Below are 26,861 nucleotides of genomic sequence, written 5' to 3'. Positions count from 1 at the left end.
CCATGACTGCCGCAACCGTTGAACCGCAAGACAAGACTTCGCCGGCCGCGCGCGAACAATCGCCGTGGCGCCGCTTTGCCACGGAGTTCTTTTCCAGCAAGATCGCGGTGGCCGGGCTGGCCACGCTGGTCACCATCATCCTGATTGCGATCCTCGCGCCGTGGCTGGCGCCGCAGAACCCGTATGACCTGGCTACGCTCGACGTGCTCGACGCGCGCCTGGCGCCGGGCGAGAAGGCCGGCACCGGCATGACCTTCCTGCTCGGCTCGGACGAGCAGGGGCGCGACATCCTGTCGGCGGTGATGTACGGGCTGCGCATCAGCATCGGCGTGGGCGTGGTCAGCACCGTGATTGCGCTGCTGCTGGGTGCCACGCTGGGCCTGCTGGCCGGCTTCCTGGGCGGGCGCACCGAGGCCTTCATCATGCGCGTGGCCGACCTGCAGCTGTCGTTCCCGCCGATCCTGCTGGCGCTGATCCTGCTGGCGTTCCTGCGCCCTGGGCTGGGCAATATCGTGATCGCGCTGGTGGCGGTGCAGTGGGCCTACTACGCGCGCACCACGCGCAGCGCCGCGCTGGTGGAGCGCCGCAAGGAATATATCGAGGCGGCCACCTGCCTGGGCCTGCCGCCGCGCCGCATCATGTTCCGCCACCTGCTGCCCAACTGCCTGCCGCCGCTGATCGTGATCGCGGCGCTGCAGGTGGCGTCGGCGATCACGCTGGAGGCGACGCTGTCGTTCCTCGGGCTGGGCGTGCCGATCACGGAGCCGTCGCTGGGCTCGCTGATCTCCAACGGCCAGCAATACATGCTGTCGGGCAAGTACTGGATCAGCTTCTTCCCGGGCATCGCACTGGTGGTCACCATCGTGGCGATGAACCTGGTGGCCGACCAGTTGCGCGACGTGCTCAACCCGCGCCTGCAGACGCAATAACCCGCGGGAGACCGACATGGCACAACCTACGCTGGTCGTAGAGAACCTGAAGACGCATTTCTATACGCGCGGCGGCATTGCCAAGGCTGTCGACGACGTGTCCTTTACCGTGGGCCGCGGCGAGATCATGGGGCTGGTGGGCGAGTCCGGTTCCGGCAAGTCGATGACCGGCTACTCGATCATGGGCCTGATCGACCCGCCCGGGAAGGTGGTCGACGGGCGCATCGCGCTCACCAGCCGCGACGGCATTACGCGCGACCTGCGCGCGCTGACGCCGGCACAGCAGCGCGACGTGCGCGGCAACCGCATCGCGATGATCTTCCAGGACCCGATGATGACGCTCAACCCGGTCCTGCGCATCGACACGCAGATGATCGAGGCGGTGCTGGCGCACGAGAACGTCGGTAAGGCGGTGGCCCGCGAGCGCGCGCGCAATGCGCTGGCGCGGGTCGGCATCCCGTCCCCGGACGAGCGCCTGCTGGCTTATCCGCACCAGTTCTCGGGCGGCATGCGCCAGCGCGTGGCGATCGCGATCGCGCTGCTGAACAAGCCCGACCTGATCATCGCCGACGAGCCGACCACGGCGCTCGACGTCACCATCCAGGGCCAGATCCTTTACGAGATGCAGACCCTGTGCCGCGAATCCGGCACGGCACTGATCTGGATCACACATGACCTGTCGGTGGTGGCGGGACTGGCCGACACCGTGTGCGTGATGTATGCCGGCAAAATTGTCGAAGCCGGCGATGTGCGCCAGGTGCTGGAACATCCCGAGCACCCGTACACGCACGGCCTGATCGGATCGGCACCGTCGCGCAACCCGCGCGGCGCGCCGCTGCGGCAGATCCCCGGCATGACGCCATCGCTGCTGAACCTGCCGGGCGGCTGCTCGTTCCGCGAGCGCTGCCCGTATGCGACCGCCGCGTGCAAGACCGAGCCGCCGCTGGAGACCGCTCCCGACGGCCGCCGCCTGCGCTGCTTCCATCCGGTGCTGGCCAACCAGGAGGCGGCATGACCATGACCACGACTGAACTGCAATCCCGACCGATGGCAAACACTGCGTCTGCACCGGGCGAGGCACCGGCGGCGCCGCTGCTGGAGCTGCGCGGCGTGTCCAAGCGCTTCGTCAAGTCGCTCGACACCGCCGCGCGCATCGCCAACCTGTTCGGCGCCCATGCGCGCGAAGAGGTGGTGCATGCGGTCGACCGCGTCGACCTGAGCATCCGCACCGGCGAGGTGGTGGGGCTGGTGGGCGAATCCGGCTGCGGCAAGTCCACGCTGGGCCGCATGGCCGTGGGCCTGCACACGCTGACGGAAGGCGATCGGCTGTGGCGCGGCACCAACCTCGACCACCTGCCGCCGGACAAGCGTCGCGAGAAGCAACTGGCGATCCAGATGATCTTCCAGGATCCGTACGCCTCGCTCAATCCGCGGCTGCGGGTGCTGGATATCATCGGCGAGGCGCCGGTGGTGCACGGCATGGTCGACCGTGGCGGGCAGAAGGGCTATGTCGAGGACATGCTGGTGCGCGTCGGCATGGACCCGACCGTGCTGCGGCGCTTCCCGCACCAGTTCTCGGGCGGGCAGCGCGCGCGCATCGGCATTGCGCGGGCGTTGGCGGTAAAGCCGGAGTTCCTGGTCTGCGACGAGTCGGTGGCGGCGCTCGACGTATCGATCCAGGCGCAGGTGCTGAACCTGTTCATGCGGCTGCGCGAAGAGCTGAACCTGACTTACCTGTTCATCAGCCATGACCTTGGCGTGGTCAAGCACATCAGCGACCGCGTCGTGATCATGTACCTGGGGCGGGTGGTGGAGTCGGCGCCGACCGAGGACGTGTTCGCCGCGCCGAACCATCCCTACACGCAGGCGCTGCTGGCCGAAGCGCCGAAGCTGGAGGTCGGCAAGAAGACCTATGTGGCGATCAAGGGCGAGATTCCCTCACCGTTGAATCCGCCGTCGGGGTGCCATTTCCATCCGCGCTGTCCGTATGCGATGCCACGTTGCAAGGAAGAGCAGCCGGCGCTGAAGGAGATTGCGCCGATGCGGTTTTCGGCTTGTCATTTGAATGACATGAAGTAGCGCGGCGGCTTACGCAATCCCGCTGCCTTGCTCCCCTCTCCAAGAGGGAGAGGGGAGAAAACAGGCGCGGGCAGGAAAACTCACCGGATCACCTGCCCCTTCGAATTGATCACCGTCATCTCCACGAACCGCGACCCCACATGGTTCTCCGGCGTGAAGTTGACGATGAAGCCGCCCAGGTCAACGCTTCGCATCGATTCCAGCGCGGTCACCAGCTTCTCGCGCGTCAGGTCCTTGCCCGCGCGGCGCAGTCCTTCGGCAAACGCCTTCGCCGCAATGTAGCCTTCGATGCTGGCGTAGTCGAACTCGTTCGGCTTGCCCGCGGCCTGCAGCAGGCGCAGGTATTCGCGCACCACCGGCAGCGTGGCATTGCCCGGATGCGGCATCACCTGCGAGATGATCACGCCGCTGCCTTTCGCGCCGACCTCGTTGGCCAGCGCCTGCGTGCCGACGAACGAGACGTTATAGAACTGCCCGTTGTAGCCGCGGCGCAGCGCTTCCTTGACGAAGGCGCCAGCGGTGCGATAGGCGCTGATCATCACCACGGTGTCCGGGCTGGCCTTGAGCACGCCCTGCATGGCGTCACCGATTTCCATCGTATTGCGGACCACGGCTTCGCGCGCAACCAGCTGCACGCCGCTGTCGGCGGCGCTCTTCACTGCGCGTTCCAGCTCCTCCAGTTCGGCCTTGCCATAGGCATCGTCGTTGTAGACCACCGCCACGCGCTTCAGGCCGGTGGTCTGGATCTGGCGCAGGATCGCCGTGGCCTCGTCGCTGTAGCCGGCGCGGACATGGAAGACGTAGCGGCTGCGCGGCTCGCGCACCGAGCGCGCGCCGGTGTACGGGCCGAAGAACGGCACCCTGGCCTCTGTCGCCAGCGGCAGCGCTGCCTGGCTGGTGGGCGTGCCGACGTAGCCGAACAGCGCGAAGACGCGCTCTTCCTCGATCAACTTCCGGGTGTTCTTGGCGGCAGGCTCGGGCTCGTAGTAGTCGTCCAGCACTTCGAGCCGGATCTTGCGGCCGAAAATGCCGCCCTGCTGGTTGATGTGGTCGAAATACAGTCGCGCGCCCGCGTTCATCTGCTTGCCGAGCGACCTGGCCGGGCCCGTCAGTGCCGCGGATTGCCCCAGCAGGATGGTGTCGGCGGTGACGCCGCTTTCGGATATGGCAGTGCTGGCGATGGCAGCGCCGGATGCGCCGCACGTGCCGATGGCGCACGCCACCAGCAGGCCGGCAAGCCGGCCCTTGACCCCGGATCGGAAAAACATAAACCCCCGCAAAATGTGGTTCGGTTACCCGTTCGCCGCCATGGGCCGGTCTGCGCCGGCATTGGTCGGCAAGCGCGCTGCCAGCATGGGGCCGGCCGCGCGCCGGCACATCATATCGAATACAATCCGATCGAGATACTCCCCGCCCTGGCTCCTCACGCCCGCACGGACGGGGACGCGCCGCGGCGCCGGCCCGCGACCCGCGGAAACCGCGCCACAAACCTCACGTTCCGACCGAACGAAAGATAACGACAGACCGCCAGCCCCCGGAGATCCCATGGCTTCCCGCATCGTCCGCGCCGCCTGCCCGCATGACTGCCCCGACACCTGTGCCTTGCTCGTCACCGTCGAGGACGGCCGCGCCGTCAAGGTGGCCGGCGATCCGGACCATCCCGGCACGCAGGGCGTGCTGTGCACCAAGGTATCGCGCTACACCGAACGCACCTACCATCCCGACCGCCTGCTGACGCCGATGAAGCGCATTGGCAGGAAGGGCGAGGGCAAGTTCGCGCCGATTTCCTGGGACGAAGCGCTCGACACCATCGCCACGCGCCTGCAGGCCATCGCCGCGCGCGATCCGCAGGCCATCGTGCCATACAGCTATGCGGGCACCATGGGGCTGGTGCAGGGCGAGAGCATGGCCGCACGCTTCTTCCACAAGCTGGGCGCATCGCGGCTGGATCGCACCATCTGCGCCAGCGCCGGCGCCACCGCGTTGCGCTACACCTATGGCGCCAGCGTCGGCATGGACATGGAGCACGTGGCCGATGCCAGGCTGGTGATCATCTGGGGCGGCAACCCGATCGCTTCCAACCTGCATTTCTGGACGCGTGCGCAGGAAGCCAAGCGCCGCGGCGCCACGCTGGTGGCGATCGATCCCTACCGCTCGCTGAGTGCCGAGAAATGCCACCGCCATATCGCGCCGATGCCCGGCACCGACGGCGCGCTGGCGCTGGGCATGATCCATGTGCTGGTCCGCGACGGGCTGCTCGACCACGACTACATCGAACGCCACACGGTGGGCTTCGAGGCACTGCGCGAGCGCGCCCAGTCCTATCCGCCGGCGCGCGTGGCCGAGATCTGCGGCATCCCCGTTGAAGACATCGAGTGGCTGGCAGGCCTCTACGGCCAGCTGGCGGTACGCGAGCGCCAGCCGGTGGCGATCCGCCTGAACTACGGCATGCAGCGCGTGCACGGCGGCGGCCAGGCGGTGCGGGCGGTGGCGTGCCTGCCGTCGCTGGTGGGCGCGTGGCGCCATGCCGCGGGCGGGCTGCAGCTGTCGACCTCGGGCTTCTTCCCGATCAACGAGGCCGCGCTGCAGCGGCCCGACCTGCTGCCGGGCTGGCCCGGGAAGCTGCCGCGGCTGGTCAACATGAGCACCATCGGCGATGCACTGCTGGCAGACCCCGCCCCCGGTGCACCGCGGATCGAGGCGGTGGTGGTCTACAACAGCAATCCGGTCGCGGTGGCGCCGGAATCCAGCAAGGTGGCCGCAGGCTTTGCGCGTGAAGACCTGTTCACCGTGGTGCTGGAGCACTTCCGCACCGATACCGCCGACTACGCCGACATCCTGCTGCCGGCCACCACGCAGCTGGAGCACACCGACGTGCACAAGGCCTACGGCCACACCTATTTCCTGGCCAACAACGCGGCGATCGCGCCGATGGGCGAGGCGCTGCCGAACACCGAGATCTTCCGCCGCCTGGCGCTGCGCATGGGCTTTGCCGAGGCGTGCTTTGCCGACAGCGATGACGACATCGCCGCGCAGGCGATCCTTCCGGGCGACGCGCGTGCCGCCGGCATCAGCTGGGCATCGCTCAAGGAGCAGGGCTGGCAGAAGCTGGCGCTGGCGCCGGCACCGTTCGCCGAAGGCGGCTTTCCGACCGACTCGGGCAAGTGCCAGTTCTATTCCGAGCCGATGGCGCGCGACGGCTTCGACCCGCTGCCTGACTACGTGCCGCAGTACGAGTCCCCGGCGACCGCGCCGGAACTTGCGGCGCGCTACCCGCTGGCGATGATCTCGCCGCCGGCGCGCAACTTCCTGAACAGCTCCTTCGTCAATGTCGACAGCCTGCGCGCCACCGAGGGCGAGCCGCACCTGGACATCCACCCGGCCGACGCCGCCGAGCGCGGCATCGTGGACGGCGCCATGGTGCGCGCCTTCAACGACCGCGGCAGCATGCTGGCGCGCGCCCGCGTGACCGACCGCGCCCGGCGCGGGCTGGTGGTAGGCCTGTCGATCTGGTGGAAGAAGCTGGCTTCGGACGGCAAGAACGCCAACGAGCTGACCAGCCAGCGCCTGACCGACCTGGGGCGGGCGCCGGTATTCTATGACTGCCTGGTGCAGGTCGAGGCCTGCACGGAAGGGGCGGTCCAGCCGGCATGAACGCGCGGCACGGTCCGCGGCCCGGCCGCCGGCGCGGGGCGGCAATCCTGGCGGCGGCGGTCATGACGGCCCTGGCCCTGCTCACGGCCGGGTGCGAAACCGTCAGCTACTACGCGCAGTCGATCGGCGGCCACCTCGGCGTGATGGCGCAGGCGCAGCCGCTCGACGACGCCATTGCCGGCGCGCGCGACGCCAACGACGCGCGCCTGGCGCAACGGCTGGCGCTGGCCGGCCGCATCCGCGACTACGCGTCGCGCGAGCTGAAGTTGCCCGACAACGGCAGCTACCGCCGCTACGCCAACCTGCACCGGCCCTACGTGGTGTGGAGCGTGTTCGCCACGCCCGAGCTGTCGATGGAGCTGCGCAAGTGGTGCTTCCCGATCGTCGGCTGCATCAGCTACCGCGGCTACTACGCGCAGGCCGATGCCGAGCAGTACGCGCAGGGCCTGCGCCGCGACGGCCTGGAAGCGTACGTGGCAGGCATTCCCGCCTATTCGACGCTGGGCTATTTCGACGACCCGCTGCTCAACACCTTCGTCTACCTGCCGGAAGGCGAGCTGGCGCGGCTGATCTTCCACGAACTGGCGCACCAGGTGGTCTACGTGCGCAACGACACCGCCTTCAACGAGTCCTTTGCCACCGCCGTGGAAGCCGCCGGCGTGGAGCGCTGGCTGGCCGAGGATGCGTCGGAGGACGCGCGCGCCAGCTATCGCCAGTACGACGCGCGCCGCCAGCAGTTCCGCGCGCTGCTGCTCGGCACGCGCGACCGGCTGGCGGCGCTGTACGAGACGCCGCTGGACGACGAAGCCAAGCGCGAGGGCAAGGCCAGGATCTTCGCCGACATGCGCGAACAATACGCGCGGCTCAAGGTGGAGTGGGGCAACTACAGCGGCTATGACCGCTGGTTCGACCAGCCCCTGACCAATGCCCACCTGGCGGCGGTGGCGACCTACCAGCAGTGGGTGCCGGCCTTTACCGCGCTGCTGGCGCAGTGCGATGGCGATTGGCGCCGCTTCTATGCCGAAGCCGGCCGCATCGGCGCGCTGCCGTCCGCCGAGCGCGAGGCGGCGCTGCGCCGGCTGGCGCCGCCCGCTACCCGCGTCGATACGCTGACCGCGAGCGGCAAGGCGGCCGCGACCAACTGACGATCGGCGCATTCTGGTCCGTTCCCGCCCATGGCGCCATGCGAGAATTGCGATCATGTCGACCGTACCGAGCCCCAACCCACAAGACGTCGCGCCCGAGCCCGTGCCGGCGCGCGCGCAGATCGCCGAGCGCCAGGAAGCGCGCCGCCGCCAGATCCTGGATACCGCCGCGCAGCTCTTCTACACCAAGGGCTATCCCGGCATGACCATGAACGACCTGTGCCGCGCGCTGGGCGTGACCAAGCCGGCGGTCTACTACTACTTCACCGACAAGTACGAGATCTTCGACATCCTGTGCCGCGAGTCGGCGCAGACCTGCCTGCCCGTGATCCGCGAAACCGCCGACCCGGCGCTGCCGGTGCGCGAGCGCCTGCATGCCTGCCTGCTCGAAATGGCGCGCCGCTGCGTCGCCTGCCACGTGCCCGCGACGCTCAGCTTCCGCGACAACCAGTACCTGCGCCCCGAGACCGTGGCGTGGCTCGACAGCATGGCGCGCGGCTTCTACCGCGACCTGTATGCGTTGCTGGAAGAGGGCAAGCGCGAGGGCGTGTTTGCCTTTGGCGATGCGCGCGTGACGGCGCATGCGATCGGCAGCGTGGTCGGCTTCATGTACACGTGGCACCAGCCGGGCCGCATGGATGACGAGGCGCTTGCGCACGAACTCGCTACCAACATGATGAAGCTGGTGCTGCCCAGCGGCGGTTGAGCGCACCGTCCTAGGGGTTATCCCGCTGCCACCGCGGCACCGGTGGCGCATAATGCCCGTCAGGGGCGCGTTGCATCGTGCAATGTCCCCGAGGACTTCGTCTAAGTTGTTGCTAAGTTGTTGTTCTAACCGGGGCGCCCGTTTAGCATCTCGGAAAAATCGAACGACCATTCAGAAATTCAGGAGACGGTGCTATGGACAGGATTTGGCTGAAACACTACCCGGCCGGCGTACCCGCCGAGATTGATGCCAGCCAGTTTCGTACGCTTGCCCAGCTGCTCGAAGCGTCTTTTCGCACCTATGCCGACCGCAAGGCCTTCGTCTGCATGGACAAGGCCATCACCTACGGCGAACTCGACCAGATGTCCGCGCGCTTCGCCGCGTGGCTGCAGTCGCGCGGGCTGCGTCCCGGCGCGCGCGTGGCGATCATGATGCCGAACGTGCTGCAGTATCCGGTGGTGCTGGCCGCGGTGCTGCGCGCCGGCTTCGTCGTGGTCAACGTCAATCCGCTTTACACCCCGCGCGAGCTGGAGCACCAGCTCAAGGACAGCGGCGCCGAGGCCATTGTCATCCTGGAGAACTTTGCCGCCACGCTGCAGCAGGTGCTGGCCCGCACCCCGGTCAAGCATGTGGTGGTCGCCACCATGGGCGACATGCTCGGCGGACTGAAGGGCGCGATCGTCAATTTCGTGGTGCGCAATGTCAAGAAGATGGTGCCGGAGTGGGAGCTGCCCAACTGCGTGCGCTTCAACAGCGTGCTGGCCGAAGGCAGCAAGCTCACGCTGCAGCCGGCGACCACCGGACCTGACGACATCGCCTTCCTGCAATACACCGGCGGCACTACCGGCGTGAGCAAGGGCGCCGTGCTGCTGCACCGTAACGTGGTCGCCAACGTGCTGCAGTCCGAGGCCTGGATGCAGCCGGCGCTGGCCAAGGGCGGCCATATCGACCAGATCGTCACCATTACCGCGCTGCCGCTGTACCACATCTTTGCGCTGACGGTCTGCTGCCTGCTGGGGATGCGCAGCGGCGGCATGAGCGTGCTGATCCCGAACCCGCGCGATATCCCGGGCTTTATCAAGGAACTGCGGAAGTACAAGTTCCACATGTTCCCGGCGGTCAACACGCTGTACAACGCGCTGATCAACAACCCGGAGATCGCCAAGGTCGATTTCTCCGGCCTGCGCGTGGCCAACGGCGGTGGCATGGCGGTGCAGGAAGCGGTAGCCAAGAAGTGGCTGGACAAGACCGGCTGCCCGATCATCGAAGGCTACGGCCTGTCCGAGACCTCGCCGTCGGCCACCTGCAACCCGACCGACAGCAATGCGTTCTCCGGCACCATCGGCATGCCGCTGCCTTCGACCGAAGTGGTGATCCGCGACGACGACGGCAAGGACGTGCCGCTGGGCCAGCCGGGCGAGATCTGCATCCGCGGCCCGCAGGTGATGGCGGGCTACTGGAACCGCCCGGACGAGACCGCCAAGGTCATGACCCCTGACGGCTTCTTCAAGACCGGCGATATCGGCGTGATGGACGAGCGCGGCTACACCAAGATCGTTGACCGCAAAAAGGACATGATCCTGGTGTCGGGCTTCAACGTGTACCCGAACGAAGTCGAAGGCGTGGTGGCCGAGTGCCCGGGCGTGCTGGAAGTGGCCGCTGTGGGCGTGCCCGACACGCACTCGGGCGAGGTGGTCAAGCTGTTCGTGGTCAAGCAAGACCCGGCGCTGACCGAGGCGGACGTGATCGAGTTCTGCAAGGAGCGGCTGACCGGCTACAAGCGGCCGAAGTACGTGGAGTTCCGCACCGAGTTGCCCAAGACCAACGTCGGCAAGATCCTGCGCCGCGAACTGCGCGACAGCCGCAAGGCGGCCTGAGCGCCAGTTCCTGCGCAAACGAAAACGGCCTCCGCAACGGGGGCCGTTTGTCTTGCAGCCTTCAGCGGCTCAGCATTCGTTCGACGGCGCCAGCCTTGGGTCCGGGCTTCCGTCGAGGTAGATCACCCGCACGCACGCGCCAGGCTCCAGCCCCGCTATCGCCGGCGCATTGGCCGATACGAGCGCTCCTTCCGTGGTCCGCACCTTGTACTGGAACAGGTCGATCTGCTGCACCGGCCCCGGACGGCTGAACAGTCGGCTCAGGTCGAAGGCAAAGCCAACGCCCACCCCGCCGCCGCCGCCACCACCCGCCGCGCCCACGCCGACGCTGGTGCCGCTGCCGTAGTAGGGCACCTGCGCGACGTCCATCCGCGTCAGGAATGTCTTCTCGGTCACGCGGCCGAGCTTGATGGTGGCGTTCACCGGGGTCACCTGCGGCGGTTGCGGCGTGCTGCTGCACGCCGCCATGAGCGGCAGCAGGCCGCACAGCGTGAGGTAGGGTAGCGTCTTCATGGCGAGATCAGGCCATTCTTGAGCCTGCCGAGTAGTCGGAACAGCGCGCGCCGGTCGGTTTCGGCCAGACCCGAAAACAGTTGCCCGATCCAGTCCTCATGCGCGCGCGCCATGCGCGAGAATGCCGCGCGTCCGGCCGGCGTCAGGCGGATCAGGTAGGCGCGGCGGTCGGTGGGCAGCGCCTCGCGCGAGACAAGGCCTTCCTGCTGCAACTGGTCAGTGATGCCGGTGACGTTGCCGCCGGTGACCATCATGCGGCGCGACAGCTCGCCCATCTTCAGCCCTTCGGGGTGGCGGTCGAGCTGGGCCATCAGGTCGAAGCGCGGCAGCGTGCAGGCAAATTCCTGCCGCAGCCGCGAGCGGATGTCGCCTTCGATCAGGTTGGTGCAGGTCAGCAGCCGCAGCCACAGCCGCAGGTCTTCGTGCTCGGTCTGGTCGGCACGGGTTTCAAGGTCGACCGGCGCGTTCTCGGCGCCGGCGGCAGGAGACAGGTTTGGCATCTTCAGTGCAACGGTGCGCGGGTGTGCGGCGAACGCCGCCAGCGGCTGCCGGAGCGGGACCGGCAGCCAACATTTGATGCCTCAAGTATATGCGCGATGCGGACGGTCGCCCTGCCGGCGGTCAAACCGCCATCAATCCACCTTGGCGCCTGAATCCTTGACCACCTTGGCCCATTTGGCGGTTTCGGCGCGGATCAGCGCGGCGAACTGCTCCGGCGTGTTGCCGACCGGTTCGGCGCCCTGTGCCTGCAGGCGTTCGCGCACCGCGGGCGCGCCGAGCGCCTTGGCCACTTCCTGCTGGATGCGGTGGATGATGTCCGGCGGTGTCCCGGCGGGTGCCAGCATGCCGAACCAGGAACTGGCCTCGTACTGCGGCAGGCCGGCCGCCTGCGCGATGGTCGGCACGCCCGGCAGCGCCGGCGAGGGTTTGGCGCTGGTCACGGCCAGCGCCTTGAGCTTGCCGGCCTTGATCAGCGCCATCGACGAGGGCAGGTTGTCGAACATCACCTGCATGGTGCCGCCGGTCAGGTCGGTCAGCGCCGGCCCGCTGCCCTTGTACGGGAAATGGACCATGAAGGTCTTGGTCTGCGTCTTGAACAGCTCGCCTGCCAGGTGGATCGAGGTGCCGTTGCCGCTGGACGCCATGTTCAGCTTGCCCGGGTTGGCGCGCGCGTAGGCGATCAGGTCCTTGACGCTGTCGATCTTGTTCTGCTGCGCAAACGCCGGGTTGACCACCAGGACGTTCGGCACCGCCGCGACTTCGGCGATGGGGGCAAAGTCCTTGATGGGGTCGAACGGCAGCTTGCCGTACAGCGACTGGTTGATGCCGTGGGTGCCGACCGTGCCCATCAGCAGCGTATAGCCGTCCGGCGCCGCCTTGGCGACGATATCGGCGCCGATATTGCCGCCCGCGCCGGGTTTGTTGTCCACGACCACGTTCCAGCCGGGCAGCTTGGCCAGCTCCGCGGCGACAGCTCGGGCCAGGATATCGGTGGTGCCGCCGGCGGCGAATGGCACGACCAGGCGGATCGGCTTGGTCGGATACGGATCGGCGGCCAGTGCCGCGGGACTGGCGAGCGCGGCAAGGCTGGCGGACAGCAACAGCGCGACGGCGCGCCGGCGAAGGGGTTGCATGCGTGGTCTCCTGTTGTAGCCGCCTTGTGTTGCCGGGCGGTGGCATGGTCAGTGCATTCTAGTTGGCGGGAATCGGCGCGCCGATGGGGTGATGCCCTATGCGGCAGGCGCCACTCGCCCCCAATGAAAAAAAGGCACCCGTAGGTGCCTTTGATCGATCGGCCGGTGAGGCTGGCGATCAGAACTTGTGGCGGATGCCGATGGCGGCGCCAATCATCTTGTCTTCGCCGGTACCCAGGAAGTAACCATTGGCGAAGCTGATCGCCGAGGTGTCGAAGTTCAGGCCGGCGTTCTTCGAGAAGGCCGTGGTCAGGTACACGTCGGTGCGCTTGGACAGGTTGTAGTCGGCGATGAACGAGATCTGCCAGGGGTTCTTGATGTTGTTGGTGGCGCCGGTGGCGGCCGGGTTGAAGTTCTTGACGTCGTCGTAGTAGTACGCGAGCGTCAGGCCCAGTGCCGGGGTGACCTGGTAGTTGCCGCCGACCCAGTAGTAGTTGTCCTTCAGGATCGTATTGTCGTTCGGCGCCTTGCTCATGCCCCAGCGATAGCCGGCCATCAGCTTGGCCGGGCCAAAGGCATAGCTGGCAGCGACCGCGGCCTTCTTGAATTCCCCGGTGCCGCCGGCGGCGTTCAGGGTCGGGTTGTACTGGTCATACGCGCCGCTGATGCCGAACGGGCCGGCTGCCCACGACACGCCTGCACCGTAGCCGGTGTCGCGGCGGAACTGGCCCGGGACTTCGCCGCCGCCGGCGACGCCGTTGCCGAACGACCAGTGGGCGACCGCGGTCACCGGACCGAACTTGCCCGTGTACTTGGCGGTGTTGTCCGAGCGGAAGTTCAGGCCCAGCTGCGCCACCACCGGCTCATACTGGGTGGCATAGCCGGTCGGCGAGAAGTTGGCCATCATGTCGAACAGCGAGGTGTACTGGCGACCGAAGGTCACGCGGCCCGCCTGGGCGCTTTCCAGGCCGACATAAGCCTGACGGCCGAAGAGGCGGCCGCCTTGCTGCGAGCGGCCATCATCGAGGCCGAAACCGCTTTCGAGCACGAACAAGGCTTTCAGGCCGCTGCCCAGGTCTTCCACGCCGCGCAGGCCCCAACGCGAACCGGACAGGCCGCCGGACGACATGCGGAAGAGGTTCTCCGACGGGCCCGTTGCGAATCCGTTGGCCGCTGACGGCGTGACGCTCGACATATTGCTCACGTACTCGATGTTGGCATCCACCACACCGTAGAGCGTGACGCTCGATTGGGCCTGCGCCGCCCCGGTAAATGCGCCAAGCGCTGCCAGCGCCAGAAGCGATTTCTTCATGCTCGTTGATCTCCACTGTAAGAATTATTGGTGACGGCCCGGGGGAACCTCCTGTTGGTCTCCATCCCCCATGCGTCAAACTTCCTTAGAAGTTGCGAAGTACTGTAACAAACAACTTTTCGTTCACCATTCGGGCGCAACCCCCTTGTCTGGTTTTAACAACTCAGGGTTTCTGAGTAGCGGGCCGCATCAATGCAAGGCGTGGCGCGGGATGGCGCGAATTAGAGGCAAGCTACAATGCGGGTAATCCCGATGGCGGTCGTAGCGGGCCGCGCCGGCAGCGCGTACCCCACCATGGCGGGGCCTTGGGAGCCAGAAGATCAATCCGCATCCGCGACATGGACACCCTGATCAAAGAATTCGACGTGGCACTGCGCGCCGTTGCCGGGGCAACCCGCTCCGCGCGCGCCAACCCGGCCGACCGGCTGGCACCGGACACCGAACAGATGAGCGCCGAAGAGCGGCGCCACGTGGCCGGGCTGATGCGCATCAACCATGTCGGCGAGGTTTGCGCCCAGGCCCTGTACCAGGCGCAGAAGCTGACCGCGCGCAACGCGACGGTGCGCGCGCAGATGGATGCCGCCGCGCGCGAAGAAGAGGACCACCTGGCCTGGTGCGCCGAGCGGCTGCGCGAACTGGGTTCGCGGCCGAGCCTGCTCAACCCGCTGTGGTACGCCGGCGCGTTTGCGATCGGCTTTGTCGCCGGCCGCGCCGGCGACAAGGTCAGTCTCGGCTTCGTGGCCGAGACCGAGCGCCAGGTCGAGCACCATCTCGGCGGCCACCTGGACCGCCTGCCTGGAGCTGACGGCCGCTCGCGCGCCATCCTCGAGCAGATGCGCGACGACGAGATCCGCCATGGCGATGCCGCGCGCGAAGCCGGTGGCATCCCGTTGCCCGCGCCGGTGCGTGCGCTGATGCGTGGTGCCTCGCGCGTGATGACCACGGCGGCCTACCGCATCTGACGCGCTGGGTCCGTGCGCCCGGCCTTATGGCCGCGCGCTCGCGGTTGCCCGCCCGCCCTTGATTTTCAGGCGCTGGCGGGCGATTGTTGTATCCTTCCCTCGGGTTGCGGGACAGTCGTTCCCGCCGCCGCCGGCAGTCCTCCTCCCGCAGTTCTCAGGTGGTTTCTCTGCTTTCCTCCCTAAGATGTTCATTTCATTAAGGATTCACTTTCACGGTGCGTGAGGTGTGCGCGCTAAGTCATTGTTCTGATTCGAAAAATCTCGTTTGCTGCCCTGCAAGCAGCCTTGACCGCCCAAATTGCTTCCTCTAAAGTGGGAAATAGTGTGAGGAAGTGTATTTTTGTGTGAAATTGCGAACCGACCGTGGGATCATTTCGTCACAGTCGGAAACAGCCGAATTCACGCGATTGCCAGCCGCCAGGGGTCACCGGCAGCGGGCAGTAACCGGGGGCGAGCTTGTTTCAGGGAGCATCGGCGCTGTCGCTGGATGCCAAGGGGCGGATGTCCATTCCGTCCAGGCACCGCGAGGCGCTGCAACAGCAGGCCGAGGGCCGGGTGACGCTTACCAAGCACCCGGATGGCTGCCTGCTGCTGTTTCCCCGGCCCGAGTGGGAAACCTTCCGCACGCGCATTGCAGCGCTGCCGATGGATGCGCACTGGTGGAAGCGCATCTTCCTGGGCAACGCCGCCGACGTGGAAATGGACGGCGCAGGCCGGGTGCTGATCGCGCCGGAGCTGCGCAGTGCAGCCATGCTCGACAAGGAAGTCATGCTGCTCGGCATGGGCAGCCATTTCGAAGTGTGGGATGCCGCGACTTACGCCGCCAAGGAACAGCAGGCGATGGCGCAAGGCATGCCCGAAGCATTGAAAAATTTCTCTTTCTGAAGAGGTCATGAGTCCTACCGGAACGCCGGCAACCCCCGCCCTGCGCCATCGCACCGTGCTGCTGGACGAGGCCGTCGACGCCCTGGTCTGGCGCCCGGGCGGCGTCTACGTGGACGGCACCTTCGGCAGGGGAGGGCACAGCCGGGCGGTACTGGCCCGGCTGGGCCCAGACGGGGCCCTGGTCGCGTTCGACAAGGACCCAGCAGCAATCGCAGAAGCGGGCACCATCGGGGATGCCCGCTTCTCCATTGAGCACGCCAGCTTTGCGGACATGGCAGAGCGCCTGGCCGGGCGCGGCCACGTGGCCGGCGTGCTGCTCGACCTGGGGATCAGCTCGCCCCAGATCGATGAGGCGGCGAGGGGGTTTTCCTTTCGTTTCGAGGGCCCGCTGGACATGCGCATGGACACCACGCGCGGCATCACCGCCGCGCAGTGGCTGGCGCAGGCGGATGAGCAGGACATTGCCAGGGTGATACGAGACTATGGGGAAGAACGGTTTGCTGTACAGATTGCAAAGGCGATTGTTGCTCGCCGGCGCGAACCCGGCGATGGCGGACCCATCGCCACTACTGCCGACCTTGCCGCGCTCGTGGCGAAAGCCGTCAAAACACGCGAGAAGGGCCAGGACCCTGCGACCCGCACCTTTCAGGCTCTACGGATTCACGTCAATCAAGAGCTTGAGGACCTCGAAAGAGGGCTGAAGGCGGCTTATGACCTGCTGCAGGTAGGGGGACGCCTGGTGGTGATCAGCTTCCATTCGCTGGAGGACCGCATCGTCAAGCGGTTCATGGCGGCGCACGCCCGTCCCCAGCAGGATGCCGACCCGGCCCTGCGCCGCGCGCCGCTGCGCGCGGCCGACCTGCCGCAACCCACGCTGCGCCTGCTGGGCCGCTCCAAGCCCGGCGCCGAGGAAATCGCAGCCAACCCGCGCGCGCGCTCGGCCGTGATGCGTGTGGCCGAGAAACTGGCTCCGGCCGGCGGAGGTGCGCGCGCATGAACCGCCTGACCTTCTTCCTGCTGGCCGCGCTGATCCTGTGTGCGCTTTCGCTGGTGAGCGCGCAGCACCAGGCGCGCACGCTGTTCGTGGCGCTGGAGCGGGCGCAGGGGGAAGAACGCCAGCTCGACATCGACTGGGCGCGCCTGCAGTACCAGCAGAGCTCGCTTGGCAAGAGCGCGCGCATCGCCGACGCGGCGCGCGCGCAGCTGAAGATGGCGCCGGCCAACCCCGGCAAGACCCAATACCTGTCGGGCATCGTGCTGCCGCCGGCGCAGCCAGCGCCGGCCAGCGAGGCGGAGGCGCGCCAATGAGCATGGCCCGACCCAACCCGCCCGGCCGCAACGGCAGCGGCACCCCGTCGCGCCCGCGCAGCGGCCAGTTCTCGGCCAGCCCGGTGCTGGGGCTGCGCCTGCCGATGTGGCGCTCCAAGCTGGTGGTGTTCCTGATGTTCGCGGCCTTTGTCGCGCTGGCGCTGCGCGCCGCATGGATCCAGGGTCCGGGCAACCAGTTCTATGAGGCCGAGGGCAAGAAGCGCTTCCAGCGCACGCTGGAGCTGCCGGCCACGCGCGGCAAGATCCTCGACCGCAACGGCCTGGTGCTGGCCACCAGCCTGCCGGTCAAGGCGATCTGGGCGGTGCCCGAGGACGTGCCCAACCAGGTCGAGCTGGCCAAGATCCGCCAGCTGGCCAAGCTGCTCGGCATGTCCGAGAAAGACCTCGGCAAGAAGCTGTCCGAAGACAAGGGCTTTGTCTACCTGAAGCGCCAGGTGCTGCCCGACGTCGCCGACAAGATCGCCGCGCTCAAGATCGACGGCATCCACCAGACCCGCGAGTACAAGCGCTTCTACCCGGAAGGCGAGGCGATGGCGCATATCGTGGGCTTCACCAACGTCGAGGACCGCGGCCAGGAAGGCGTGGAGCTGGCGCGCGAGACCGGGCTGGCCGGCCGCGCCGGCGCGCGCCAGGTGATCAAGGACCGCCTCGGCCGCGTGGTCGAGGATATCGGCATCCTGAAGACTCCGCGCGACGGCGAGGACATCCAGCTGTCGATCGACGCCAAGATCCAGTACCTGGCCTACAACGAACTGAAGGCCGTGGTCGAGAAGCACAAGGCCAAGGCCGCCAGCGCGGTGGTGCTCGACGCCCAGACCGGCGAGGTGCTGGCGCTGGCCAACTGGCCCACCTACAACCCCAACGACCGCACCCGGCTGTCCGGCGAGCAGCTGCGCAACCGCGTGCTGACCGACACCTTCGAGCCCGGCTCGATGATGAAGCCGATCACCGTGGGGCTGGCGCTGCAGCTCAAGCGCGTGACGCCATCGACGGTGATCACTACCACCGGCAAGTACCAGTTCGAAGGCGCCACCATCACCGATACCCACAACTACGGCGCGCTCACCGTCACCGGCGTGATACAGAAGTCGTCCAATATCGGCACGACCAAGATCGCGATGCTGATGAAGCCGCAGGAGATGTGGGACATGTACACCAGCATCGGCCTGGGCCAGGCGCCCAAGATCGGCTTCCCCGGCGCGGTGGCGGGGCGCGTGCGCCCGTTCAAGAGCTGGCGTCCGATCGAGCAGGCCACCATGTCGTACGGCTACGGCCTGTCGGTGTCGCTGTTCCAGATGGCGCATGCCTACACCATCTTTGCGCACGACGGGGAGCTGATCCCGGTCACCATGTTCCGCACCAACGGCCCGGCCACCGGCGAGCGCATCCTGTCGCCGCAGGTGGCGCGCGACGTGCGCGCCATGATGGAAACCGTGACCGCGCCCGGCGGCACCGCGCCCGAGGCGCAGGTGATGGGCTACCGCGTCGGCGGCAAGACCGGCACCGCCTACAAGCACGAAGGCCGCGGCTACAACCGCAGCAAGTACCGCGCCTCGTTCATCGGCCTGGCGCCGATGTCCAACCCGCGCATCATCGTCGCCGTCAGCGTCGACGAGCCCACCGCCGGCAGCCACTATGGCGGCCTGGTAGCCGGCCCGGCGTTCGCCGCCATCACCGGCGGCACGCTGCGCGCACTGAATGTCCAGCCCGATTCGCCGATCCGCCAGCTGGTGGTCAGCGACAAGGTGCCGGAAAGCGAACCGTGGACTGCGACCCAATGACGGCCAAGCCCCTGCTCCCGCTCGAGGTGACCACCCAGGCCAGCAACGCGCTGGCCTGGCTGCGTACCAACGTGGCCGCTTCGGCGCAGCTGACCGGCGATAGCCGCCGGCTGGCGCACGGCGACGTGTTCTTCGCCTACGTGCTCGGCAACGAGCGCCTGACCACCGATGGGCGGCCGTATATCCAGCAGGCCATCGCGGCCGGCGCCGGCGCCATCGTCTATGAGGCCGACGGCTTCGACTGGCCGTTTGGCGATGTCGTGCCCCACCTGGCGCTCAGCAACCTGCATCAGCTTGCCGGCCCGATCGCCGCCGGCTGGCACGGCAATCCGGTGCGCGGCCTGGCCGTGACCGGCATCACCGGCACCAACGGCAAGACCTCGTGCAGCCAGTGGCTGGCGCGCGTGCTGCAGGCCGCGGGCACGCCATGCGCGACCGTCGGCACGCTCGGCACCGGTTTCCCCGGCGCCCTGCAGGCGACCGGCTTCACCACGCCCGACGCGGTGCAGCTGCAGGCCAGCCTGGCGGCGCTGCACGATGCCGGCGCGCGTGCCGTGGCGATGGAAGTGTCCTCGCACGGCCTCGAGCAGGAGCGCGTCGCCGGCACGCATTTCTCGGTGGCGGTGCTGACCAACCTGACGCAGGACCACCTCGACTACCACGGCTCGATGGCCGAGTACGAGGCTGCCAAGGAGCGCCTGTTCCGCTGGGACGGCCTGCGCACCGCGGTGGTCAACCGCGACGACGCCATGGGCCAGCGGCTGCTGGCCGCGGACGCGGCCGCGATCGCCGCGCCGCACGTGATCGAATACGGCATCGACGGGCCCGGCGCCGCCACGGTGCGCCGCCCGCGCGGCGAATGGCTGCGCGCCACCAACGTGCGCGCCACGCCCAACGGCACCGCTTTCCATATCGACGGCAACTTCGGCAGCGCCGAGATGTCCACGCCCATGATCGGCGCCTTCAACGTCAGCAACCTGCTGGCGGTGCTGGGCGCGGCGCTGGCCAACGGCGTGGCGTGGGATGCGGCCCTGGCCGCGCTGCGCGCGCTGACGCCGGTCGAGGGCCGCATGGAACTGTTCGGCGCCAACGGTGGCGATGCCGCGCTGGGCCCGCTCGCCGTGGTCGACTATGCCCACACCCCCGACGCGCTGGAACAGACGCTGGCCGCGCTGCGCCCGGTGGCGCAGGCGCGCCATGGCCGCCTGTGGTGCGTGTTCGGCTGCGGCGGCGACCGCGACCCGATCAAGCGCCCGCTGATGGGCGCAGTGGCCGAACGACTGGCCGACGACGTCATCCTGACCAGCGACAACCCGCGCAGCGAGGACCCGCAGGACATCCTTGACGCGATCTCCGACGGCATGGCGGACCGCGCGCGCGGCCGCCAGATCGAGGACCGCGCCGCGGCCATTCTCTACGCCATCAAGCATGCGGCCCCGGCCGACGTGGTGCTGGTGGCAGGCAAGGGCCACGAGGCCACCCAGGAGATCCAGGGGCGCAAGCGCCCGTTCTCCGACCGCGAGCATGTCCGCCTGGCGCTTGCCACCCGTGGAGTATCGGCATGAGCCAGACCACCATGACTACCTTGCAGGACGCCGCCGGCTGGATCGCCGGCGCGCGCGTTTGTGGCGACGGCGCCGTTGCGTTCTCGCGCGTGCAGACCGACAGCCGTACCGTCGAGCCCGGCGACCTGTTCGTCGCGCTGAAGGGCGAGCGCTTCGATGCGCATGATTTCATCGCCGACGTGGTGGCCAAGGGCGCCGCTGCGGTGCTGGTGAGCCGCGACGCGGCTACCAGCAACTATGCCGGCGTGCCGGCCATCGTCGCCCCCGACACCCGCATCGCGCTGGGCGAGCTGGGCGCCGGCTGGCGCCGCCGGTTCACGCTGCCCGCGGTGGCGGTGACCGGCAGCAACGGCAAGACCACGGTCAAGGAAATGATCGCGGCGATCTTCTCCGCGGCGGTGGGCGAGGACCAGCGCCTGGCCACCGGCGGCAACCTGAACAACGACATCGGCCTGCCGTTGACGGTGCTGCGCCTGCGCGCCACGCACAAGCTGGCGGTGCTGGAGCTCGGCATGAACCATCCGGGCGAGACCGTCTACCTGGCCGGCATCGCCCAGCCCACCGTGGCGGTCATCACCAACGCGCAGCGCGAGCACCAGGAATTCATGGTCAGCGTGGAAGCCGTGGCGCACGAACACGCGGCCGCGCTGGCGGCGCTGCCGGCGGACGGCGTGGCGGTGTTCCCGCTCGACGAGGAAAGCGGCGGTGCCTTTGCGCCGGTCTGGCGCGAGGCCGCCGGTGCGCGCCGCGCGCTGTCGTTCGGCACCTCGCAGCGCGCGGATGTGCACGCCACCATGGCACTGGTCGACGGCGCGCAGGTGATGCAGGTGCGCGCGCCGGGCCATGCGTTTGAAGTCAGGCTCGCGCTGCTGGGCGAGCACAACGTGCGCAACGCGCTGGCGGCTATCGCCTGCGCGCTGGCCGCGGGCGTGCACGTGCCGGCGATCCAGGCGGGGCTGGCCGGCTTCCAGGCGGTCAAGGGCCGTCTGCAGGTGAAGTACACACCGGGCGGCACGGTGGTCATCGACGACACCTACAACGCCAACCCCGATTCCATGCGCGCCGCCATCGACGTGCTGGCCGGCTTCGCCGCGCCGCGCGTGCTGGTGCTGGGCGACATGGGCGAGGTCGGCGACCAGGGGCCGGCGTTCCACGAAGAAATCGGCGCCTACGCGCAGGCGCGCGGCGTCGACACGCTGTGGGGCACCGGCGAGCTGGCCGTGCACGCGGTGCGTGCGTTCGGCGCCAATGGCCGCCATTTCGGCAGCGCGGAGGACCTGGCAAAGGCCCTGGAGGAAGACAGCGGGGGCATGGTGGCGCAAGCCGGCGCCGTGCTGGTGAAGGGATCGCGCTTCATGCGCATGGAACGGATGGTCGCTGCGCTGGTCGCAGACACTTCCGCACATTAACGAAGACAACACGATGTTATTGGCTCTGGCCCAGTGGCTGCAAAACGACTACAGCTTCCTCCGGGTCGTCAACTACCTGACTTTCCGCGCGGTGATGGCCAACCTCACCGCGCTGCTGATCGGCCTGACGTTCGGGCCGTGGGTGATCCGCAAGCTGACCGAGCTGAAGGTCGGCCAGGCGGTGCGCACCATCGGCCCGCAGACGCACCTGGTCAAGTCCGGCACGCCGACCATGGGCGGCGTGCTGGTGCTGGTGTCGATTGCCGTCTCGACGCTGCTTTGGTGCGACTGGGGCAACCGCTTTATCTGGGTGGTGATGCTGGTCACCTTCGGCTACGGCGCCATCGGCTGGGTCGACGACTACCGCAAGGTGGTCTATCGCGATCCGCGCGGCATGTCGAGCCGCGAAAAGTTTTTCTGGCAGACGCTGATCGGCCTGGTGGCCGCGGTCTACCTGGCGTTCTCGGTGTCCGAAAGCAGCAACGTGCGGGTCTGGGAGCTGTTCCTGAACTGGGTCGAGGGCGGGCTGTCGCTCGACATGCCGTACAAGTCCAACCTGATCGTGCCCTTCTTCAAGGAGATCAGCTACCCGCTGGGCGTGGCCGGCTTCATCGTGCTGACCTACCTGGTGATCGTGGGCTCGAGCAACGCCGTGAACCTGACCGACGGCCTGGACGGCCTGGTGATCATGCCGGTGGTGCTGGTGGGCGGCGGGCTGGGCGTGTTTGCCTACGTGATGGGCAACGCGGTCTACAGCAAGTACCTGCTGTTCCCGCATATCCCGGGCGCGGGGGAGCTGCTGATCTTCTGTTCCGCGCTGGGCGGGGCAGGGCTGGCTTTCCTCTGGTTCAACGCGCATCCGGCGCAGGTGTTCATGGGCGACGTGGGCGCGCTGGCGCTGGGCGGCGCGCTGGGCACGGTGGCGGTGATCGTGCGCCAGGAGATCGTGCTGTTCGTGATGGGCGGCATCTTCGTGGTCGAAACGCTGTCGGTGATGGCGCAGGTCACGTGGTTCAAGATCACCAAGCGCCGTTTTGGCGAGGGCAGGCGGCTGTTCCGGATGGCGCCGCTGCACCACCATTTCGAGCTGGGCGGCTGGAAGGAAACGCAGGTCACGGTGCGCTTCTGGATCATCACCATGCTGCTGGTGCTGATCGGATTGTCGACGCTGAAGCTGCGCTAGGGGTGTTGGTGGTTGCGCCGATGGTCAGAACCGCGGCGCTCTCTATATAGAAACAGGAAACCAAAGGCAGGAAATCGAAGTGTTTGGCGAGCTGCAGAAACCTCATGTGCTGGTACTAGGCCTCGGCGAATCGGGGCTGGCCATGGCGCGCTGGTGTGGCCTGAACGGCTGCGCGGTGCGCGTGGCCGACACGCGCGAGGCGCCCGCCAACCTTGTCTTCCTGCAGGCCGAGCTGACTTCGGCCGGGTTCGTGGGCGGGCCGTTCTCGGAAAGCTTGCTCGACGGTATCGGCCTGGTGGCGATCAGCCCCGGGCTGTCGCCGCTGGACGCCGGCACCGGAGCGCTTCTGGCCGCCGCGCAGGCGCGCGGCATCCCGGTGTGGGGCGAGATCGAGCTGTTCGTGCGCGCGCTCAGGCACCTGGAGGCCGAATCCGGCTACGCGCCGAAGCTGCTCGCGATCACCGGCACCAATGGCAAGACCACCACCACGGCACTGACCGGCCGGCTGGTCGAGCGCGCCGGCAAGACCGTGGCAGTGGCGGGCAATATCAGCCCGTCGGCGCTGGACAAGCTGTCGGCGTGCATCGCCTCGGCCACGCTGCCGGAGGTGTGGGTGCTGGAACTCTCCAGCTTCCAGCTGGAAACCACGCATACGCTGGCGCCGGATGCGGCCACCGTGCTCAACGTGAGCCAGGACCATCTTGACTGGCACGGCTCGATGGAAGCCTACGCTGCCTCCAAGGCGCGCATCTTCGGGCCCGCCGGCAGCGAGTGCGTGCAGGTGCTGAACCGCAATGACCGGCTCACGCTGGACATGGCGCGGGCGGGCCGCAAGCCGGTGACTTTCGGCATCGATCTGCCGGAAGTGCCGGGCAGCTTCGGCATCCTGCGCGAGGGCGGCATGCCCTGGCTGGTGCTGGCCGAACCCGATTCGGAAGCGCAAGGGGAGGGCAAGCCGCGCCGCCGCAAGGCCGCCGAAGCTACCGAGGAAGCCGTGCCGGTGCGCCACAAGCGCCTGATGCCGGCCGATGCGCTGCATATCCGTGGCATGCACAACGCCACCAACGCCATGGCGGCGCTGGCGCTGTGCCGTGCCATCGACCTGCCGATGAACGCGTTGCTGCATGGCCTGCGCGAGTATCGCGGCGAGCCGCACCGCGTGGAGTGGGTCGCCACCATCGATGACGTCGAGTATTTCGACGACAGCAAGGGCACCAATGTCGGCGCCACCGTGGCCGCGCTGTCCGGGCTGGACAAGCGCGTGGTGCTGATCGCGGGCGGCGAAGGCAAGGGCCAGGATTTCTCGCCGCTGGCCGCGCCGGTGGCGCAATACGCACGCGCCGTGGTGCTGATCGGCCGGGCCGCGGGAGAGTTGCGCGATGCCCTGCAGGGCAGCGGCTCGACCCTGGCCGATGCCGCCACGCTGGAAGAAGCCGTGACCAAGGCAACCGAACTGGCCGAGCGCGGCGACGTCGTGCTGCTTTCGCCGGCCTGCGCCAGCCTCGACATGTTCCGCAACTACGTGCACCGCGCCGAGGTATTCCGCGCCGCGGTGGAAGAACTGGCCCTGTCCCGGGGGATCCTGCCATGAGTGAGGCACAGGTCAAGCGCAGCGGTTTCATCGGCGCCACCATCGGCAACGCCTGGGGTGGCCTGCGTGACGCGGTTTCGGGCGTCAAGCCCACGCGTTCGCGCATGATGGAGTACGACCAGCCCCTGCTGTGGGTCGCGATCGTGCTGCTCGCGCTCGGCCTGGTGATGGTCTTTTCGGCCTCGATCGCGCTGCCGGATTCGCCGCGCTACGCCAACTACCGCGAAAGCCATTTCCTGGTGCGGCATGCGTTCGCGCTGTTTATCGGACTGTCGGTCGGGCTGGTGGCGTTCCAGGTGCCGGTGAAGGTGTGGGACCGGTATGCGCCCAAGCTCTTTATCGTCGCGCTGATCCTGCTGGTGATCGTGCTGGTGCCGTTCGTCGGCAAGGGCGTGAACGGCGCGCGCCGGTGGATCCCGCTGGGCGTGATGAATTTCCAGCCGTCGGAACTGATGAAGCTGGCAGTGGTGCTGTACGCCGCCAACTACACCGTGCGCAAGCAGGAGTGGATGCAGACCGTGTCCAAGGGCTTCCTGCCGATGGGCGTGGCGGTAGTGGTGGTCGGCATGCTGCTGCTGCTCGAGCCCGACATGGGCGCGTTCCTGGTGATCGCGGCGGTGGCGATGGGCATCCTGTTCCTGGGCGGCATCAACGGCAAGCTGTTCGCCGGGCTGGTCGGCGTGGCGGTGGGCGCGTTCGCGCTGCTGATCACGGCGTCCCCATGGCGGCGCGAGCGGATCTTTGCCTACCTGAGCCCGTGGGAAGAGAGCAACGCGCTGGGCAAGGCCTACCAGCTCACGCATTCGCTGATTGCCTTCGGCCGCGGCGAGTGGACCGGGGTCGGACTGGGCGGCAGCATCGAGAAGCTGCACTACCTGCCCGAGGCGCATACCGACTTCATCCTTGCGGTAATCGGCGAGGAGTTTGGCTTTGTCGGCGTGCTGGTGGTGATCGTGCTGTTCTACTGGCTGGTGCGCCGCGCCTTCAATATCGGCCGCACCGCGCTGCAGCTCGACCGCACCTTTGCCGGACTGGTGGCCAAGGGCATCGGCGTGTGGATCGGCTGGCAGACCTTTATCAACATGGGCGTGAACCTGGGGCTGCTGCCGACCAAGGGGCTGACGCTGCCGCTGGTGAGCTATGGCGGGTCGGGGATTCTGATGAACTGCGTGGCGTTGGCGATCCTGCTGCGCATTGACTATGAAAACCGTGTGTTGATGCGCGGAGGCAAGGTATGACCGCACCGCGCACCCTGCTCGTGATGGCCGGCGGCACCGGGGGGCATGTGTTCCCGGGGCTGGCGGTCGCGCATGCGTTGCGCGAGCAGGGCTGGAACATCGTCTGGCTGGGCAACCGCACCGGCATGGAAGCCACGCTGGTGCCCAAGCACGGCATCCCGATGGAATACATCCAGTTCGGCGGCCTGCGTGGCAAGGGGCTGGTGACCAAGTTCCTGCTGCCGCTGAACCTGCTGCGCGCGTTCTGGCAGAGCATCGGCGCGCTGCGCCGGGTAAAGCCGAACGTGGTGCTGGGCATGGGCGGGTACATCACCTTCCCGGCCGGCATGATGGCCTCGCTGCTGGGCCGCCCGCTGGTGCTGCACGAGCAGAACTCGATCGCCGGCCTGGCCAACAAGGTGCTGGCCAAGGTGGCCGACCGCGTGCTGTGCGCGTTCCCGGACACGCTGCCCGGCGGCGAATGGACCGGCAACCCGGTGCGCGAGGAACTGGCGCACCTGGATGCGCCCCAGGCGCGCTACGACCAGCGCACCGGTCCGCTGCGCATCCTGGTAGTGGGCGGCAGCCTGGGCGCCGCGGCGCTGAACGAGGTGGTGCCGAAGGCGATCGCGCTGCTGCCGGAAAGCGAGCGCCCGGTGGTGACGCACCAGGCGGGCGCGAAGCAGATCGACACGCTGCGCGCCAACTATGCGGCGGCACAGGTGCCGGCGCAGACCCTGCCGTTCATCGACGACATGGCGCGCGCCTATGCCGATGCGGATCTCGTGATCTGCCGCGCCGGCGCGATGACGGTGTCGGAAGTGGCCGCGGCGGGCGTGGCGGCGCTGTTCGTGCCGTTCCCGCACGCAGTGGACGATCACCAGACCACCAACGCAAAGTTTTTATCCAGCCAGGGCGCGGCCCTGCTGGTGCAGCAACAAGACCTGACGGCCGGGGGCCTGGCGCAGACCATCGCCAGCCTGACCCGGCCGCAGCTGAAAGACATGGCGCGCCTGGCGCGCGGACTAGCCAAGCCTGAGGCAACCCGGCGCGTCGCCGAGGTGTGCAGCCAGCTGGCCAGGGACTGAAG

23 protein-coding genes are annotated in these 26,861 nt (G+C 67.8%); 18 read left to right on the top strand and 5 right to left on the bottom strand.

The annotated features are described in order from the left end of the window. Positions 1-2: 2 nt before the first annotated feature. The 3 genes from E0W60_RS25535 to E0W60_RS25525 are packed head-to-tail and all read left to right on the top strand — an operon-like array spanning position 3 to position 3,008. Entirely contained in the window at positions 3-929 is a 927-nt protein-coding gene (locus E0W60_RS25535; protein WP_133097975.1) for an ABC transporter permease, read from the top strand. A gap of 16 nt (positions 930-945) precedes the next feature. Beyond that, positions 946-1,944, top strand: coding sequence for an ABC transporter ATP-binding protein (locus E0W60_RS25530; RefSeq protein WP_029048054.1), 999 nt, complete (start codon positions 946-948; stop codon positions 1,942-1,944). 32 nt (positions 1,945-1,976) lie between these two features. After that, positions 1,977-3,008 (top strand): ABC transporter ATP-binding protein, encoded by a 1,032-nt coding sequence (locus E0W60_RS25525; protein WP_167884618.1) that lies wholly within the window; start codon positions 1,977-1,979, stop codon positions 3,006-3,008. 80 nt (positions 3,009-3,088) lie between these two features. Here the strand turns inward: E0W60_RS25525 and E0W60_RS25520 are convergent, their stop codons facing one another. Beyond that, positions 3,089-4,276 (bottom strand): ABC transporter substrate-binding protein, encoded by a 1,188-nt coding sequence (locus E0W60_RS25520; protein ID WP_135705985.1) that lies wholly within the window; start codon positions 4,274-4,276, stop codon positions 3,089-3,091. Positions 4,277-4,553: 277 nt separating this feature from the next. On the opposite strand from E0W60_RS25520, the gene E0W60_RS25515 reads away from it, so the two are divergent. From E0W60_RS25515 to E0W60_RS25500, 4 genes are all read left to right on the top strand, one after another. Further along, positions 4,554-6,662 (top strand): molybdopterin-containing oxidoreductase family protein, encoded by a 2,109-nt coding sequence (locus E0W60_RS25515; RefSeq protein ID WP_135705984.1) that lies wholly within the window; start codon positions 4,554-4,556, stop codon positions 6,660-6,662. 62 nt (positions 6,663-6,724) lie between these two features. Further along, positions 6,725-7,807, top strand: coding sequence for an aminopeptidase (locus tag E0W60_RS25510; RefSeq protein WP_240745901.1), 1,083 nt, complete (start codon positions 6,725-6,727; stop codon positions 7,805-7,807). Positions 7,808-7,862: 55 nt separating this feature from the next. Then, entirely contained in the window at positions 7,863-8,513 is a 651-nt protein-coding gene (locus E0W60_RS25505) for a TetR/AcrR family transcriptional regulator (protein ID WP_205751639.1), read from the top strand. Positions 8,514-8,707: 194 nt separating this feature from the next. Continuing rightward, complete coding sequence (locus tag E0W60_RS25500) at positions 8,708-10,390, top strand: long-chain fatty acid--CoA ligase (protein ID WP_135705982.1); 1,683 nt, start codon at positions 8,708-8,710, stop codon at positions 10,388-10,390. Between the two features lie 69 nt (positions 10,391-10,459). Here E0W60_RS25500 and E0W60_RS25495 read toward each other — a convergent pair whose 3' ends face one another. From E0W60_RS25495 to E0W60_RS25480, 4 genes are all read right to left on the bottom strand, one after another. After that, complete coding sequence (locus E0W60_RS25495; protein ID WP_135705981.1) at positions 10,460-10,903, bottom strand: hypothetical protein; 444 nt, start codon at positions 10,901-10,903, stop codon at positions 10,460-10,462. Continuing rightward, positions 10,900-11,403: a MarR family winged helix-turn-helix transcriptional regulator gene (locus E0W60_RS25490; RefSeq protein WP_133097983.1), complete on the bottom strand. Its 504-nt coding sequence runs from the start codon at positions 11,401-11,403 to the stop codon at positions 10,900-10,902. The genes E0W60_RS25495 and E0W60_RS25490 overlap by 4 nt, the downstream gene beginning before the upstream one ends. A gap of 132 nt (positions 11,404-11,535) precedes the next feature. Further along, positions 11,536-12,537 carry a tripartite tricarboxylate transporter substrate binding protein gene (locus E0W60_RS25485; protein ID WP_133097984.1) on the bottom strand — a complete coding sequence of 334 codons (1,002 nt, stop codon included), beginning with the start codon at positions 12,535-12,537 and terminating at the stop codon, positions 11,536-11,538. Between the two features lie 178 nt (positions 12,538-12,715). Next, positions 12,716-13,849 (bottom strand): porin, encoded by a 1,134-nt coding sequence (locus E0W60_RS25480; RefSeq protein ID WP_133097985.1) that lies wholly within the window; start codon positions 13,847-13,849, stop codon positions 12,716-12,718. Positions 13,850-14,187: 338 nt separating this feature from the next. On the opposite strand from E0W60_RS25480, the gene coq7 reads away from it, so the two are divergent. The 11 genes from coq7 (at position 14,188) to murG (ending at position 26,859) form a co-directional block, all read left to right on the top strand. After that, positions 14,188-14,811, top strand: coding sequence for a 2-polyprenyl-3-methyl-6-methoxy-1,4-benzoquinone monooxygenase (gene coq7 / locus E0W60_RS25475; protein WP_135705980.1), 624 nt, complete (start codon positions 14,188-14,190; stop codon positions 14,809-14,811). Positions 14,812-15,267: 456 nt separating this feature from the next. Beyond that, the gene (gene mraZ, locus E0W60_RS25470; RefSeq protein WP_010814778.1) at positions 15,268-15,696 is read left to right on the top strand and encodes a division/cell wall cluster transcriptional repressor MraZ; all 429 of its coding nucleotides are present in this window, start codon (positions 15,268-15,270) and stop codon (positions 15,694-15,696) included. A gap of 7 nt (positions 15,697-15,703) precedes the next feature. Next, positions 15,704-16,693, top strand: coding sequence for a 16S rRNA (cytosine(1402)-N(4))-methyltransferase RsmH (gene rsmH / locus E0W60_RS25465; RefSeq protein WP_133097987.1), 990 nt, complete (start codon positions 15,704-15,706; stop codon positions 16,691-16,693). Continuing rightward, entirely contained in the window at positions 16,690-17,004 is a 315-nt protein-coding gene (gene ftsL / locus E0W60_RS25460; protein ID WP_133097988.1) for a cell division protein FtsL, read from the top strand. The genes rsmH and ftsL overlap by 4 nt, the downstream gene beginning before the upstream one ends. After that, the gene (locus E0W60_RS25455; protein WP_133097989.1) at positions 17,001-18,806 is read left to right on the top strand and encodes a peptidoglycan D,D-transpeptidase FtsI family protein; all 1,806 of its coding nucleotides are present in this window, start codon (positions 17,001-17,003) and stop codon (positions 18,804-18,806) included. The genes ftsL and E0W60_RS25455 overlap by 4 nt, the downstream gene beginning before the upstream one ends. Continuing rightward, on the top strand, positions 18,803-20,371 hold the full coding sequence (locus tag E0W60_RS25450; protein WP_135705979.1) for a UDP-N-acetylmuramoyl-L-alanyl-D-glutamate--2,6-diaminopimelate ligase: 1,569 nt from the start codon (positions 18,803-18,805) through the stop codon (positions 20,369-20,371). Before E0W60_RS25455 ends, E0W60_RS25450 begins: the two co-directional genes overlap by 4 nt. Then, positions 20,368-21,780, top strand: a complete 1,413-nt coding sequence (locus E0W60_RS25445; protein ID WP_135705978.1) for a UDP-N-acetylmuramoyl-tripeptide--D-alanyl-D-alanine ligase — start codon at positions 20,368-20,370, stop codon at positions 21,778-21,780. The genes E0W60_RS25450 and E0W60_RS25445 overlap by 4 nt, the downstream gene beginning before the upstream one ends. A 13-nt stretch (positions 21,781-21,793) precedes the next feature. Continuing rightward, a complete protein-coding gene (mraY, locus tag E0W60_RS25440; protein WP_133097992.1) occupies positions 21,794-22,963 on the top strand; it encodes a phospho-N-acetylmuramoyl-pentapeptide-transferase in 1,170 nt (389 codons plus the stop codon). Positions 22,964-23,042: 79 nt separating this feature from the next. Beyond that, positions 23,043-24,554: a UDP-N-acetylmuramoyl-L-alanine--D-glutamate ligase gene (gene murD / locus E0W60_RS25435; RefSeq protein WP_135705977.1), complete on the top strand. Its 1,512-nt coding sequence runs from the start codon at positions 23,043-23,045 to the stop codon at positions 24,552-24,554. After that, positions 24,551-25,792, top strand: coding sequence for a putative lipid II flippase FtsW (gene ftsW / locus E0W60_RS25430; protein WP_133097994.1), 1,242 nt, complete (start codon positions 24,551-24,553; stop codon positions 25,790-25,792). The genes murD and ftsW overlap by 4 nt, the downstream gene beginning before the upstream one ends. Further along, the gene (gene murG, locus E0W60_RS25425) at positions 25,789-26,859 is read left to right on the top strand and encodes an undecaprenyldiphospho-muramoylpentapeptide beta-N-acetylglucosaminyltransferase (protein WP_135705976.1); all 1,071 of its coding nucleotides are present in this window, start codon (positions 25,789-25,791) and stop codon (positions 26,857-26,859) included. The genes ftsW and murG overlap by 4 nt, the downstream gene beginning before the upstream one ends. The last annotated feature ends 2 nt before the right edge of the window (positions 26,860-26,861 follow it).

The organism is Cupriavidus oxalaticus (assembly GCF_004768545.1).
GTDB classification, from domain to species: domain Bacteria; phylum Pseudomonadota; class Gammaproteobacteria; order Burkholderiales; family Burkholderiaceae; genus Cupriavidus; species Cupriavidus oxalaticus_A.
The sequence above is the reverse complement of the archived record's forward strand: the minus strand, read 5'-3'. Positions and strand labels throughout refer to the sequence as shown.

Excerpts from the sequence above, each read along its gene's own strand:
- E0W60_RS25450 (WP_135705979.1), top strand. The coding sequence starts at position 18,803 with ATGACGGCCAAGCCCCTGCTCCCGCTCGAGGTGACCACCCAGGCCAGC.
- E0W60_RS25480 (WP_133097985.1), bottom strand. The coding sequence starts at position 13,849 with ATGAAGAAATCGCTTCTGGCGCTGGCAGCGCTTGGCGCATTTACCGGG.
- E0W60_RS25530 (WP_029048054.1), top strand. The coding sequence starts at position 946 with ATGGCACAACCTACGCTGGTCGTAGAGAACCTGAAGACGCATTTCTAT.
- E0W60_RS25510 (WP_240745901.1), top strand. The coding sequence starts at position 6,725 with ATGACGGCCCTGGCCCTGCTCACGGCCGGGTGCGAAACCGTCAGCTAC.
- E0W60_RS25455 (WP_133097989.1), top strand. The coding sequence starts at position 17,001 with ATGAGCATGGCCCGACCCAACCCGCCCGGCCGCAACGGCAGCGGCACC.
- murG (WP_135705976.1), top strand. The coding sequence starts at position 25,789 with ATGACCGCACCGCGCACCCTGCTCGTGATGGCCGGCGGCACCGGGGGG.
- ftsW (WP_133097994.1), top strand. The coding sequence starts at position 24,551 with ATGAGTGAGGCACAGGTCAAGCGCAGCGGTTTCATCGGCGCCACCATC.
- E0W60_RS25505 (WP_205751639.1), top strand. The coding sequence starts at position 7,863 with ATGTCGACCGTACCGAGCCCCAACCCACAAGACGTCGCGCCCGAGCCC.
- coq7 (WP_135705980.1), top strand. The coding sequence starts at position 14,188 with ATGGACACCCTGATCAAAGAATTCGACGTGGCACTGCGCGCCGTTGCC.
- E0W60_RS25485 (WP_133097984.1), bottom strand. The coding sequence starts at position 12,537 with ATGCAACCCCTTCGCCGGCGCGCCGTCGCGCTGTTGCTGTCCGCCAGC.
- E0W60_RS25525 (WP_167884618.1), top strand. The coding sequence starts at position 1,977 with ATGGCAAACACTGCGTCTGCACCGGGCGAGGCACCGGCGGCGCCGCTG.
- E0W60_RS25490 (WP_133097983.1), bottom strand. The coding sequence starts at position 11,403 with ATGCCAAACCTGTCTCCTGCCGCCGGCGCCGAGAACGCGCCGGTCGAC.
- E0W60_RS25535 (WP_133097975.1), top strand. The coding sequence starts at position 3 with ATGACTGCCGCAACCGTTGAACCGCAAGACAAGACTTCGCCGGCCGCG.
- mraY (WP_133097992.1), top strand. The coding sequence starts at position 21,794 with ATGTTATTGGCTCTGGCCCAGTGGCTGCAAAACGACTACAGCTTCCTC.
- E0W60_RS25495 (WP_135705981.1), bottom strand. The coding sequence starts at position 10,903 with ATGAAGACGCTACCCTACCTCACGCTGTGCGGCCTGCTGCCGCTCATG.
- E0W60_RS25445 (WP_135705978.1), top strand. The coding sequence starts at position 20,368 with ATGAGCCAGACCACCATGACTACCTTGCAGGACGCCGCCGGCTGGATC.
- E0W60_RS25500 (WP_135705982.1), top strand. The coding sequence starts at position 8,708 with ATGGACAGGATTTGGCTGAAACACTACCCGGCCGGCGTACCCGCCGAG.
- E0W60_RS25515 (WP_135705984.1), top strand. The coding sequence starts at position 4,554 with ATGGCTTCCCGCATCGTCCGCGCCGCCTGCCCGCATGACTGCCCCGAC.
- ftsL (WP_133097988.1), top strand. The coding sequence starts at position 16,690 with ATGAACCGCCTGACCTTCTTCCTGCTGGCCGCGCTGATCCTGTGTGCG.
- E0W60_RS25520 (WP_135705985.1), bottom strand. The coding sequence starts at position 4,276 with ATGTTTTTCCGATCCGGGGTCAAGGGCCGGCTTGCCGGCCTGCTGGTG.
- rsmH (WP_133097987.1), top strand. The coding sequence starts at position 15,704 with ATGAGTCCTACCGGAACGCCGGCAACCCCCGCCCTGCGCCATCGCACC.